The 12059-nt window shown below is 68.7% G+C and carries 12 protein-coding genes and 1 pseudogene; all 13 read left to right on the plus strand.

Annotated features, from left to right (window positions below; genetic code table 11):
- Nucleotides 1–334 (plus strand): annotated as a pseudogene (murD, locus tag RWX45_RS03425) (UDP-N-acetylmuramoyl-L-alanine--D-glutamate ligase); the annotation flags it as partial.
- Nucleotide 335: 1 nt separating this feature from the next.
- Entirely contained in the window at nucleotides 336–1691 is a 1356-nt protein-coding gene (locus RWX45_RS03430; RefSeq protein WP_316022378.1) for a putative peptidoglycan glycosyltransferase FtsW, read from the plus strand.
- Nucleotides 1684–2925, plus strand: coding sequence for an undecaprenyldiphospho-muramoylpentapeptide beta-N-acetylglucosaminyltransferase (gene murG, locus RWX45_RS03435; RefSeq protein WP_316022379.1), 1242 nt, complete (start codon nucleotides 1684–1686; stop codon nucleotides 2923–2925). The genes RWX45_RS03430 and murG overlap by 8 nt, the downstream gene beginning before the upstream one ends.
- Nucleotides 2922–4445 (plus strand): UDP-N-acetylmuramate--L-alanine ligase, encoded by a 1524-nt coding sequence (gene murC / locus RWX45_RS03440; RefSeq protein ID WP_316022380.1) that lies wholly within the window; start codon nucleotides 2922–2924, stop codon nucleotides 4443–4445. Before murG ends, murC begins: the two co-directional genes overlap by 4 nt.
- On the plus strand, nucleotides 4442–5386 hold the full coding sequence (locus RWX45_RS03445) for a cell division protein FtsQ/DivIB (protein ID WP_316022381.1): 945 nt from the start codon (nucleotides 4442–4444) through the stop codon (nucleotides 5384–5386). Before murC ends, RWX45_RS03445 begins: the two co-directional genes overlap by 4 nt.
- A 149-nt stretch (nucleotides 5387–5535) precedes the next feature.
- Nucleotides 5536–6759: a cell division protein FtsZ gene (ftsZ, locus tag RWX45_RS03450; protein WP_316022382.1), complete on the plus strand. Its 1224-nt coding sequence runs from the start codon at nucleotides 5536–5538 to the stop codon at nucleotides 6757–6759.
- A gap of 3 nt (nucleotides 6760–6762) precedes the next feature.
- Nucleotides 6763–7560 carry a polyphenol oxidase family protein gene (locus RWX45_RS03455; protein ID WP_316022383.1) on the plus strand — a complete coding sequence of 266 codons (798 nt, stop codon included), beginning with the start codon at nucleotides 6763–6765 and terminating at the stop codon, nucleotides 7558–7560.
- A gap of 109 nt (nucleotides 7561–7669) precedes the next feature.
- Nucleotides 7670–8143 carry a cell division protein SepF gene (locus RWX45_RS03460; protein ID WP_316022384.1) on the plus strand — a complete coding sequence of 158 codons (474 nt, stop codon included), beginning with the start codon at nucleotides 7670–7672 and terminating at the stop codon, nucleotides 8141–8143.
- Nucleotides 8144–8163: 20 nt separating this feature from the next.
- Nucleotides 8164–8451 (plus strand): YggT family protein, encoded by a 288-nt coding sequence (locus tag RWX45_RS03465; RefSeq protein ID WP_316022385.1) that lies wholly within the window; start codon nucleotides 8164–8166, stop codon nucleotides 8449–8451.
- 235 nt (nucleotides 8452–8686) lie between these two features.
- Nucleotides 8687–9286, plus strand: a complete 600-nt coding sequence (locus tag RWX45_RS03470) for a DivIVA domain-containing protein (RefSeq protein WP_316022386.1) — start codon at nucleotides 8687–8689, stop codon at nucleotides 9284–9286.
- Nucleotides 9287–9439: 153 nt separating this feature from the next.
- Nucleotides 9440–10057: a signal peptidase II gene (lspA, locus tag RWX45_RS03475; RefSeq protein WP_316022387.1), complete on the plus strand. Its 618-nt coding sequence runs from the start codon at nucleotides 9440–9442 to the stop codon at nucleotides 10055–10057.
- Nucleotides 10054–10974 (plus strand): RluA family pseudouridine synthase, encoded by a 921-nt coding sequence (locus RWX45_RS03480; protein ID WP_316022388.1) that lies wholly within the window; start codon nucleotides 10054–10056, stop codon nucleotides 10972–10974. Before lspA ends, RWX45_RS03480 begins: the two co-directional genes overlap by 4 nt.
- An 85-nt stretch (nucleotides 10975–11059) precedes the next feature.
- Nucleotides 11060–11638 carry a GNAT family N-acetyltransferase gene (locus RWX45_RS03485; protein ID WP_316022389.1) on the plus strand — a complete coding sequence of 193 codons (579 nt, stop codon included), beginning with the start codon at nucleotides 11060–11062 and terminating at the stop codon, nucleotides 11636–11638.
- Nucleotides 11639–12059: the final 421 nt, after the last annotated feature.

Below are 12059 nucleotides of genomic sequence, written 5' to 3' on the forward strand. Positions count from 1 at the left end.
CACCAAGGGCGCCGCCTTCTTCGACCTGGTGCGTGCCGTCCGCCCGCACCTGCGCGGCGTCGTCGTCATCGGCAAGGATCAGACCTCCATTCGGGACGCGCTCGCCCGGGAGGCGGCCGACGTGCCGGTCAGCGCCATCGCCGACGGCGATCCCGACGCCGTCACCGAGGCCGCGGTCGCGGCGGCCGCCGCCATGGCTCGCCCGGGCGACACCGTCATGCTCGCCCCCGCCTGCGCCTCCTGGGACCAGTTCACCTCCTATGCACAGCGCGGAGACTTATTCGCCGCGGCGGCACGCGAAGCCGCCGCGCACGCCCCCGGAGACGGGAGCTGACATGGCCTCGGGCAAGTCCAAGCAGACCCGCTCGGCTACGGCGGATGGGGACGCCACCCGCACCGAATCGCCCGGCGCGGGCACCTCACGACGTCGCGGCCAAGCCACCTGGTGGCGCCGGCTGACCGGACCTGACGGCCCCGTGGCCGGCGAACGCAGCACGCTCACCTATTACGCACTGCTCATCACCACGCTGGCGCTGCTCACCTTCGGACTCATCATGGTCTTCTCGGTCCAGTCGGTCACCACCGCCGCCGAAGGCGGCAATGCCTTCACCAGCTTCTCCAAGTACCTCGTGTTCGCCGTCGCCGGGATCCTGGGCATGGTCGGCATTTCGCGGCTGCCGCTGTGGGGGCTCAAACGCTTCGCCTGGCTGGTGCTCCTGGCCGCCTTCGCCCTGCAACTGCTCGTCTTCGTCCCCGGCATCGGCATTGACGTATACGGCAACCGCAACTGGATCCGGCTGCCCGCCGGCCTGGGCACTGCCCAGCCGTCAGAGTTCATCAAGCTGGGGCTGTGCCTGTACCTGGGCGCCATGGTCTCCAAGCGCCGGGACGCGTTCCTGGGTGGCGTGGACACGTGGCGCAAGTTCGCCCGCTTCGCCGGCTGGATCCTGCTGCCTGCCGGAGTGGGCATCGGCCTGGTCATGGCCGGCGGCGATCTTGGCACGGTCATTGTGCTGACCCTGCTCGTGGCCGGAGCCCTGTGGCTGGGCGGGCTCGGCTGGCGCTGGTTCGCCAGCCTGGGCTTGCTCGGCCTGGTTGCCTTCGCGGCTGCCTCGATGCTGTCGGCCAACCGCCGTGCCCGTATCCTGGCTTGGCTGCACCCAGACCGCTACGACCCGCTCGACGTCGGCTACCAGCCGTTGCACGGGCGCTATGCGTTGGGCACCGGTGGCTGGTGGGGTGTGGGCCCCGGCTCCTCCCGCCAGAAGTGGGGCTACCTCACGCAGGCCGACTCCGACTACATCTTCGCCGTCCTTGGCGAGGAGTTCGGACTTGTCGGCGCCCTGTCCGTCATCATCCTGTTCGGGGTCATTGCCTGGTGCTGCATACGCATCATCCGGCGCTGCGACTCCCTGTACATCTCGGTGGTCACCGGCGGCATCATGACCTGGATCGTCGGACAGGCCCTCATCAACATGAGCGTCGTGGTGGGGCTGCTACCCGTGCTGGGCGTCCCCCTGCCCCTGGTCAGTGCCGGCGGCTCCGCACTGGTGTCGGTGCTGCTGGCACTGGGAGTGCTGCTCGCCTTCGCCCGCAACGAGCCCGGCGCGCCCGAGGCACTGCGCTCCCGCACCGGGGCCGTACGCCGTACCCTGGCCGTCATTGCACCTCGCAGGAGGAAACGTGTCTGAGACCCCCATTCCGGATGCTGCCGCGCGCGGAGCCCGGCCGCTGCGCGTACTTTTGGCGGGCGGCGGCACCGCCGGCCATGTCAACCCACTGCTGGCTACGGCCGCGGCATTGCGCGACGGCGCCACCGGAGGCGACCCGGATACGCGCATCCTGGTGCTGGGCACCGCCGAGGGCCTGGAACAGCGGCTCGTCCCCGAGGCCGGCTACGAGCTGGCCTACGTCCCGCGTGTGCCCATGCCCCGCCGCCCCACCGGTGACCTGCTGCTACTGCCCCGCCGTCTGCGCAAAGCCGTCGCCGCGGCGCGAGCTGCTATTGAACGTGTCGGTGCCGACGTCGTGGTCGGCTTCGGTGGATTCGTCTCCACTCCCGCCTACCTGGCCGCCCGCAGTGCCGACATCCCGGTGGTGATTCACGAACAGAATGCGCGTCCGGGGTTGGCCAACCGGCTCGGCGCCCGCTGGGCCGCCGCAGTCGCCCTGACCTTCGCCTCAACACCGCTGGCCGCCTCCCACGGCCGCACCGACATCACCGGCCTGCCGCTGCGCCCGGCGATCTCCGGCTTGGTGGATCGGCTGCGCGCCGATGCCGCCGCTACCCGCCGCGCCGGAGCCGACGCCTTGGGCCTGGACCCGAACGCTCCAACCCTCCTGGTGACCGGCGGCTCGCTGGGGGCGCAACATCTCAACGAGGTCATGTGCACCTGCATCGGCGAGCTACCCGAGGGCCTGCAGGTCCTCCACCTGACCGGACGCGGCAAGGACGCGCCCGTCCGCGCTGCGGTGGCCCAGGCGGGGGATGCGGCAACGCGCTACCACGTGCTGGACTACCTCACCGCGATGGAGCAGGCCTACGCTTGCGCCGACGGCGTTATCTGTCGCTCCGGCGCGGGTACCGTCGCCGAGCTGACCGCACTCGGCCTGCCGGCTCTGTATGTCCCGCTGCCCATCGGCAACGGCGAGCAGCGTCTCAACGCCGCCGACTGCGTGGCGGCCGGTGGTGGCCAGCTGGTGGACGACGCCGACCTCAGGGCACAGGACGTCCTCGCCTTCACCGACCTGCTCACCGACTCCGCCAGACGCGAGCGGGTGGCCCAGGCGGCGGCCTCCACCGGGGTGCGGGACGGTGCCGAGCGTCTGGCTCAACTCATTCGCGAGGTTGCGCGCCCGGCTGCGCCGCCAGCCGGCTCCGGCAAGGACCATCCCGGATCCACCGATGAGGAGCAGAACCGATGACCCCGGACCGTACCTCCATCCCCCCGGCGGACGATCTGGCCGGCCGCGCCTTCCACCTCATCGGCATTGGCGGTGCCGGCATGAGCGTGGTTGCGGAGATTCTGGCTGAGCGAGGCGCGGTCGTCACCGGCTCGGATGCCGGCGGCGGTGACGCCTTCGACCGACTGCGTGAGATGGGCCTGACGGTGCACCTCGGCCACGACGCCGCCAACGTTCCGGCCGACGCCACCGTCGTGGTATCCACCGCGATTAAAGACACCAACCCAGAGCTGCGTGCGGCCCGTCGGCGCGGGCAGCCGGTGATGCACCGTTCCGAGGCCCTGGCGCTGGCCGCGCGCGGACGCGACTTCGTTGCCGTCGCCGGCGCCCACGGCAAGACGACCACCTCCGGCATGCTCGCTCACGCGCTCACCGCCGTCGGCCAGGACCCCTCCTTCGCCATCGGGGGAGTGGTGCGCTCCCTCAATACCGGTGCCCGGGTGGGCGCCGGACCCGCCTTCGTTGCCGAGGCCGACGAGTCCGACCGCTCTTTCCTCAACTACGAGCCCGCCCTCGAGATCGTCACCAACATCGAACCCGATCATCTGGACAACTACGGCACCGCTGCGGCATTCGCACAGGCCTTCGTCGACTTCACCGCGAGGCTGCGTCCGGGAGGCAGGCTCATCGTCTGCGCCGACGACGCCGGTGCCCTGCGCCTGGCACATGCTGCGGCCGCCCGGGGCACGGCGGTGACCACGTATGGCACTTGCAGCCCACAGCTGCGCGAGGATGGCGGTCTTGTCGGCGACGCCCACGTGCAGGTCGAGATCCTCGACCGGCGCGCCACTGGTACCAGTGCCCGTCTGACCCGCTGGCGGCAGACGGATGAGGGCGGCTCCCGTCCGGTGCGGCCGGAGAACTGTGAATTGCTCGGGCCGGTGGCATTGGAGCTGTCCCTCCCCGGCGATCATGTGGCTCTGGACGCCGCCGGTGCCTGGGCCGCCGGACTCGAGCTCGGCGTCGAGCCGGAGGCCATGGCCCAGGCACTGGGCAGTTTTGCTGGCACCGGCCGTCGCTTCGAGGCGCGGGGCGAGGTGGGCGGCGTGCGCGTCATTGATGACTACGCCCACCACCCCACCGAGATCGTGGCTCTGCTGGCGGCCGCCCGCGAGGTCGCCGACGCTCGCGGCGGGCGCGTCATCGCCCTGTTCCAGCCGCACCTGTTCTCCCGCACCCGCAACTTCGCCGACCGCTTCGGTGCGGCCCTCGCCGGTGCCGACCAGACGATCGTCACCGCGATCTACCCCGCCCGTGAGCGTCAGGAGGACTTCCCCGACGTGACCGGGCAGTGCATCACCGACCAGATACCGGCCCACGCCCGCTACATCGCCGACGCCCACGCGGCAGCCCTCGCTGCCGCCGCCGATGCCCGGCCCGGGGACCTCATCCTGACCATCGGCGCCGGCGACGTGACCCGCCTCGGTGCCGTCATTCTCGAGGCGCTCGCCGAGCGCGGGGCCACGGATACGCCACGATGAGGAAGCCGAGCCCGCCCCGCCCCCGTCACACCGGCGAACCCGAGAACGAGGACTATGCCACCGTTCCGGATGCCGAGCGCCCGACGACTCGCGACGAGGACGAGACCGCAACTGCGGCGTCCCCTCATGCGGGCGCCGTCATCACGGAATTCGAATATGAGCCGGCGACCGGAGCGCTGCCCGCCCGGGCCGGCCATCGCGATCGGGTTGTCTCCACCGGGCTGACCGACCGACTGGATGAACGCCGTCGCGCCCGCCGCCGACTGCGCCGCGGCCGCCTCCTGGCGCTGACCGGCGCCGTGGGCGCGGTGATCCTGCTCGTGTGGGCGGCGCTGTTCTCGCCCTTGCTCGAGCTGCGCACCGCGGACATCACCATCTCCGGCTCCGATGGCACCGTGGATGCGCAGGCGGTGCAGGAGACGCTGGCCGACCACGCTGGCCAGTCCCTGCTGCGCCTTGATGTTGCCGCCCTGGGGGATGAGGTGGCCGACTCCCTGATCCGGGTGCAGTCGGCGGCGGTGACACGCTCCTGGCCGCACGGCCTGGCGGTCACCCTCACCATGCGCGTGCCGGTGGCGGTCCGCCAGGTTACTGACGGCTACGAGGTGCTCGACGGCGAAGCGGTGGTCCTGGAAACGCGCACGCAGGCGCCCGAGGGCCTGGCCGTCATCAAGGCGGAATCCGGCCAGGAACTATCCGAGGCGCAGGTATCGGCTCTCACCGAGGCGATCGGCAGCCTGGATGCCGACGTGCGTGCGCAGGTGAGCGAGGGCAGTGTCTCAGGCACCGGACAGGTGACTTTGACGCTCGCCAGCGGCGCCACCGTGGTGTGGGGGGATGCCACAGACAGCGCGCTGAAGGCGGAGGTGCTCAAGGTGCTGCTCGGGCAGGAGGCGCAGACCTACGACGTATCCAGCCCGCATGCTCCAACCACCTCCTGACACGCCGAACCAAAATGCTTGGGAGGCGGCTGGGGGACCCATAGCGTTGGGCACGTCATCGGAAGAATGACATAAGTATAGACCTCGACTTCAGGTTGAAGGTTGAGGGGAGTCCCACGGGGCTCGGCACGGAATCGCGGAGGCAGACAGTGGCGGAATCGCAGCACTATCAAGCAGTCATCAAGGTGGTGGGCGTCGGCGGCGGCGGCGTCAACGCCGTCAACCGGATGATCGAGGCCGGCCTGCGCGGCGTCGAGTTCATTGCCGTCAACACCGACGCTCAAGCGCTACTGATGTCCGACGCCGACACCAAGCTCGACGTCGGGCGTAATCTGACCCGCGGGCTGGGAGCCGGTGCCGACCCGACCATCGGACGCAAGGCGGCTGAGGACCACCAGGACGACATCCAGGAGGCCCTCGAAGGCGCCGACATGGTCTTTGTCACCGCCGGTGAGGGCGGCGGCACTGGAACCGGTGCCGCACCCGTCGTCGCCAAGGTGGCCCGCTCCCTCGGGGCGCTCACCATCGGCGTGGTGACCCGCCCCTTCGCCTTCGAGGGACGCCGCCGCGCCACCCAGGCCGAGGACGGCGTAACCAACCTGCGTGCCGAGGTGGACACCCTCATCGTCATCCCCAACGACCGGCTACTGCAGATCGCCGACCGCAACATCAGCGTCGTCGACGCCTTCAAGCAGGCCGACCAGGTGCTGCTGCAAGGTGTCCAGGGCATTACCGAGCTCATCACCACCCCGGGCCTCATCAACGTTGACTTCAACGACGTCAAGTCGGTGATGCAGGATGCCGGCAGCGCCCTCATGGGCATCGGCTCCGCAACGGGGGAGGACCGTGCTCTCACCGCCACCGAGCAGGCCATCGCTTCTCCGCTGCTGGAATCCTCGATCGACGGCGCCCACGGTGTGCTGCTCTTCTTCCAGGGCGGAAGCGACCTGGGCCTGTTCGAGATCTCCGAGGCCGCCAACCTGGTGCGCGAGGCCGTGCACCCCGAGGCCAACATCATCTTCGGCAACGTGGTCGACGGCGCCCTCGGGGACGAGGTGCGTGTCACCGTCATCGCGGCCGGATTCGACGAGGAGCCCGTTCCCGACTCCGCCTCCGATGCGGCGCTGTCGCGGGCGGCGGCCACCGCCGCGCCGGCCCGGACGGCAGAACCGACGCCGGCGCGCGGCGGTGCACATGCCGCCGAGAACCCGATCACCCGTCCGGTGCCGACGGTGACTGCCCCCACCACGGCCGAGGTGCCGACGTATGTCGACGACACCCTGCCGGAGGCCGAGCCGGAGCTGACGGTTCCGCGGGTCATCGGTGTCGACGCCGACAAGGACGACATCGACCTGCCCGACTTCCTGCGCTGACTGGTGGCCGAGCACACAGCTGGGCTCATCGCCGTCGAACTGGGCGTTGGCGCCCGCGGGTACTTCACCACCCGCTCCATGGCGTCGAAGCCCGTCGTGCAGGGCGACCCGTACGCGGGTTTCAACCTCGCCCTGCACGTCGGCGATGAGCCCGACCGCGTTCGAGCACACCGGGCTGCGCTAGAACAGGTGCTCGGCCTCGGAGCGCCCGCGGGGCGGCGGAGGGGCATTGCCTGGATGAACCAGGTTCACTCCGCCCGCATCGCCCCGGCGGCCCTTGAGACCACGCCCACTGCCGACGCGCTCCTGCTCAACACGCGCGAGGCCGGCCATGTCACGCAGGTTCCGGCGGCCGCCGCCGTGCTTGTGGCCGATTGCGCCCCGGTGCTGCTCGCCTCCGCCGACGGCACGATGGTGGCGGCGGTGCATGCCGGACGTGCAGGCACACTGTCCGGCATTATTCCGGCTGCCATCGCTGCCTTGAGCGCTGTCGGTGTGGAGCCGGCCGGCATTCACGCCGTCATCGGCCCCACCATCTGTGGCGCCTGCTATGAGGTCTCTGCCGAGCTGCACGCCCTGGCTGCGCAGACCGAACCCGCCTGCGCCACCACCACACGCTGGGGCACCCCCGGCATCGACCTCGTCGCCGGCATTACCGCCCAGCTCGAACGCGCCGGAGTGCATCACGTGAGCCGGATCGGCCGGTGCACCTATGAGGACGAAGAGCTGTACTCCTACCGGCGTTGCGGTGTCACTGGCCGTCAGGCCGGAATCGCCGTCGCGGCCGGATCGGGAATGTAGCGGCGACTTCCGGGGGGACACGCCGCGACGAATGAGGGCAGCTGCCGCCTCGGCCCGATACCGTCAACCACGTCCGGATCGCAGGGACCGGACGGACAAGGAGCAACTCATGAGCGCGCTGCGCAAGATGACCAACTTCCTCGGCTACTCCGAGCCCGCAGATACCGGCTACGACGAGGTCTCTGAGACCGCGGATGCCGACTTCGCCGACGACTACAACGAGGACTTCACCGGCCACGAAACCACCGGCAATGTCTACGAGGCTCCCTTCGAGGAGACTCCCGCGCCGGTGGACTCTCCCGATCTGCGTCGCATTGTCACGGTGCACCCCTCCACGTACAACGAGGCTCGCGTCATCGGAGAGTCCTTCCGTGATGGTGTGCCGGTCATTGTCAACCTCACGAATATGAGCGAGTCCGACGCCCGGCGCATGGTCGACTTCTCGGCCGGCCTGGTATTCGGCCTGCATGGCGCGATTGAGCGGGTCACGCCGCGTGTGTTCCTACTCACGCCCGCGTCAGTTGAGATCGACGACGGTGAGGGTGCTGAAGACGCTCGCGGCCGCTTCTTCAACCAGAGCTGAGCAGGCCTCTCGCAGTGCTCATGGCCTCACTGGTCTCGATTCTGTCGAGCCTGCTCAACCTGTACGTACTCATCTTGCTCATCCGGGTGGTGCTGGACTGGATCCAGATGTTTTCCCGGAGCTGGCGGCCGACCGGCGTGGTGCTGGTTCTGGCCAATGTGGTGTACGGGCTGACGGATCCGCCCCTGCGTCAGATCCGCCGCTTCGTGCCCTTGGTGCGTATGGGGGCGGTTGGAATCGATCTCAGCTTCCTCGTCCTCTGGTTCGGGATCATCATTGTCCAGCGCCTGCTCCTGCTGCTGGTCTGACATCCGCTGGCGAGCGCACTGAGAAACACGACATCATCACAGCGAAGACACAACGGTCGTGGTGATGTCATGGTAGCGTGATATAAGGGCCGCTGTGTAACGCTAGTGTGACGTTGTGTGCGTGACATGCCCCTCTCAATATGGCCTGATCCTGAAGTTCAGGTAACCTGTCAGCATGAGTCGCCGGTTATCCGGTGCTCGTGGCATCTTCCGTAACGACACCGAGGTGACGACTATGACGCTGCTAACCGCAGACGACGTCCTCAATAAGAAGTTCCAGGCAACCAAGTTCCGCGAGGGATACGAGCAGGACGAGGTCGACGAGTTCCTTGACGAGGTCGTCGAGGCCATGCGCCAGCTCGAGGCCGAGAACGCCGACCTCAAGGCGAAGCTCGAGGCCGCGAACGCCCGCGTGGCGGAGCTGGGGGAGGGCGCTCAGCCCGCGTCGGCTGCCGCGCAGGAGACCACCGTGGTGGAGCCCGTTGTGGCACCGGAGCCCGCCGCTGCGGTTGCGGAGTCTCAGGAACCGGCCGCCGCCTCCGGCATGCTCGAGCTGGCTCAGCGCCTGCACGACGAGCACGTCGCCAACGGCAAGGCCGAGGGCGAGCGGATTGTCGCCGAGGCGCGTGCGACGGGCGAGCAGGTCGTCCGCGAGGCCGAGGACCAGCGCAACCGCACCCTCGCCCAGCTGGAGAAGGAACGCTCCGGCCTGGAGCACAAGATCGACGAGCTGCGCCGCTTCGAGTCCGACTACCGGACCCGGCTCAAGAGCTACCTGCAGAACCTCCTCACCACCGTCGAGGACGGCAACGAAGCTGACACGCCGAGCCTCTGAGGCGGAGCGTGAGCCGGCGGGCGTGGCGAATGACGCGGCGCCTGCCCAGATTCAACTACCCTTCGGGGGCGGCGACCCGCTGGGTCGCCGCCCCCGAAGCCTGTGTCTAGTACCTGCCCGGCGGCGCTACCCGGTACAAACATGCGAAGGATCATGAGCGATTCCAGCGAAAGCCCCACCCCCCTGCAACCCGCGACGACGGACGCAGCGGCGACGTCGTCGGCCCCGCGGCGCCGCGATGCCGGTGAGGTAAAGCCGCGGCGTTTCCTCATCGTCCTGTGGGCGCTCGCACTGGGGGTGGTTGGAGTTGATCAGCTGACCAAGGTGTGGGCCGTCGCCGCGCTGTCTGACGGGCACCGCGTGCAGCTGCTAGGCGACTGGCTCAGCTTCGTGCTGATACGCAACCCCGGCGCCGCTTTTTCCTTCGCCACCGGTCAGACCTGGATCTTTGCCCTCATCGCGATTGCGGTGACGGTGGTGGTCATCCGGGTCTCACGGCGGCTGGGCTCGATGTGGTGGGCGGTAGCACTCGGGCTGGTGCTCGGTGGCGCGGTCGGCAACCTCATCGACCGGCTGATGCGCGCTCCCGGTTTCCTGCGGGGACACGTCATTGACTTCATCGATTACGGCGGTGCGTTCGTGGGGAATGTTGCTGACATAGCCATCGTGTGCGCCGCCGTCATCATCATGGTGTTGTCTGTGCGCGGTCGGGAGATTGACGGTACGCACGTCGGCGAGGGCAAGGGACGGCACGCGGAGCCCGCGGCATGAGCGTGCGGTGGCTGCCTGTGCCGGATGGATTGGTCGGGCAACGCATTGATGTTGCGCTCGCCCGTATGACGGGCCTGTCCCGCTCCCGGGTAGGAACCATGTGCACCGAGGGCCGAGTCCGCCTCGATGGCGTCGACGTCGACAAGTCCGCCCGCTTAGAGACGGGTGCCATGATCGAGGTTGATCTGCCCGACCCGCGTCCGGCGGAACCGGTGGCCACACCAGTGGCCGGGTTGGCGCTGCTGTACGAGGACGACGACATCGTCGTCGTCGACAAGCCTGCGGGCGTTGCCGCGCACCCCTCCGTCGGCTGGGAGGGGCCGGATGTGCTCGGCGCGCTCAAGGCCATGCACGTGCGGGTGGCGACCTCCGGCGCCGCTGAACGCCAGGGCATTGTCTCCCGGCTGGACGTGGGAACCTCTGGCGTCATGATTGTGGCCAAAGGCGAGCGGGCGTACTCGGTTCTCAAGCGTGCCTTCCGGGAACATACAGTGGACAAGGTCTACCACGCACTGGTGCAGGGGCACTTGGACCCGTCCTCGGGCACCATTGATGCGCCCATCGGTCGTCATCCGGGACGCGAATGGAAAATGGCGATTATTGACGGCGGCCGCGAGTCGATCACCCACTACGACGTCATCGAGGTCATGCCGCGTGCCTGCCTGGTTGAGGTCCACTTGGAGACCGGACGCACCCATCAGATCCGCGTCCACATGGCCGCCGTCGGCCACCCGTGCGTGGGGGATGCCACCTACGGTGCCGATCCTGCACTGAGCGAGCAGACCGGGCTCGCACGCCAGTGGCTGCATGCCACGGAGTTGAGCATCAACCATCCGCTCACCGGGGAGCGGATGACTTTCCGCTCCGAGTATCCCGCGGATCTGGTCCACGCCCTGGACGTCCTGCGTCTGCCCTAATCCGCCCTCGCGCGAGACCGGCACAGCCGATCGGGGCCGGCACTTATTATCTGATGAGGCTGGTTCTCACGTCCGGAGGTGAGTCATGCTCCAAAAGCCGCGGCCGACGAACGGTCCGATTTTGCATATTGCGCCCCTGCAGGCTGTCGTCGAGCCGATCGGTTTTGCCACCGCCCGGGGCGACGACGCCGATCCCCGTCTGGACGCCCTGCGTCGCGGCGTAACCGATGTGCGCTTGGAAGTCTTCGTAGGCGAGCAGGACGTTCCATTTGTCCTGGAGATTGATGCCCGCGACTTCGAAGCCACCACTATCCACGTGCTGGCTTCCGGCGCTGACGGGACCCCGCTGGGAGCCGGACGCCTTCTCTTGGCGCCTGACCACCCCGGACAGGTGCATCTCGGTCGCCTTGCTGTACGCCGGAGCGCCCGTGGCACCGGACTGGGTGCGCGCCTAGTCGCAGCCATTGAGGAGGCCGCCCTGGCTCACGTTGCGGTGCTCGGTGCGGGGGCCACCGACGTCACCGTGGTGCTGGCGGCTCAGGAACAGGCCCTGGGCTTCTACCAGCGATGCGGCTACCGGGTGATGACCGGGCGGCGTTACCTCGACGCCGGCATCTGGCACCAGGACATGGCCCGTACCCTGCGCCTGCCCCAAGACGATTGATTTCCGAGGTGTGGAACAGCCGCACCTCTTCACCGAAACCGGCACTTGTGACGTGCCGAGACCGGCACTTGTGACGTGCCGAGACCGGCACTAATGACGTGCCTGGGCTCGGGTGCTGCTCCCGTCCTGCATGCATGCTCGCTCGTGCCCTGGAGTGGTGTCTCGGTCAGCGCTCGACGCGGTGCGCCTGCACAGTCCCCGCCTTGACACCTGAGGGGTGAGCTGGTGTCTTGTGGCCGAGCCGGCGGGTGGGGGCCGTGGACCGGGGGAGAAGGACTGCGCCGGTGGCCCCCCCTCGTGGTTGTCGAGCCGCCGGGTGGTGTCAGGGAGTGCTGTCGGGGGCTCTGACGGTTCGGCACTAGAGCTGACGGTTCGTACCTTCGGGTGGACGCTTCGGCACGTAACCCGACGGTTCGACACC

It is taken from the genome of Actinomyces sp. MRS3W (assembly GCF_032465695.1).
GTDB lineage: Bacteria > Actinomycetota > Actinomycetes > Actinomycetales > Actinomycetaceae > Actinomyces.